The following is a 547-nucleotide window of genomic DNA, read 5'->3' as shown; positions in this document are numbered from 1 at the left end:
TAACGCCCAACTTAGGGGCAATAACACGTAGGCTAAAATGGGAGCAAAGCGACTGAGCCTACGTGTTATTGTCCCAGTGAGCGCTAGCGAACGACTACAGTTTTTTGTTAGGTGCCGCTTGTTTGATAAAAGCCATCGTCCCTTTCGATTGATATATACGTTAAAGATATACCGTCAGAATCATGATACCAGCTGCATTCTATAAGCAAGCCAAACACTACAAATCGCCGGCTAATTTCAACTTCATCTTTAAAGCCATCAACAGCAGTTCCAAAAATGGCTTCTACTTGTTGAACTGTTGTGTTTTCGTGAAAATTGAATTTTCGGCCTTTAAGCTCAATAGCACCTTCAAAAGTTTTGAAAGCGTGATTGCCATCAGTGAAGTTAAGAAAAAGGCCAATGAAGATGCCATTATTTGTAGCGATGGAATAACCTTGTTTAAAAGATTTATCGTGCTGAACTCCATCAGTTGCTGCAATCCTATCTCCGAGTTTATTGTCTCCGAATAAGTGCTGCTCAATTAAAAATTCCATCTGTGGCACCTAAC

The 547-nt window shown here is 40.4% G+C and carries 1 protein-coding gene; it reads right to left on the bottom strand.

Annotated elements, in window-relative coordinates; translation table 11 throughout:
• Window positions 1-107: 107 nt before the first annotated feature.
• Window positions 108-533 carry a hypothetical protein gene (locus ACGHAV_RS16940; protein ID WP_390383372.1) on the bottom strand — a complete coding sequence of 142 codons (426 nt, stop codon included), beginning with the start codon at window positions 531-533 and terminating at the stop codon, window positions 108-110.
• Between the last annotated feature and the right edge of the window lie 14 nt (window positions 534-547).

The organism is Alteromonas sp. MTD1 (assembly GCF_042848195.1).
GTDB lineage: Bacteria > Pseudomonadota > Gammaproteobacteria > Enterobacterales > Alteromonadaceae > Alteromonas.
Note: the sequence above shows the minus strand (reverse complement) of the source record. Positions and strands in the feature narration are given on the sequence as shown.

Bases quoted from the DNA above. Each gene is read 5' to 3' on its own strand.
- ACGHAV_RS16940 (WP_390383372.1), bottom strand. From the start codon at position 533: ATGGAATTTTTAATTGAGCAGCACTTATTCGGAGACAATAAACTCGGA.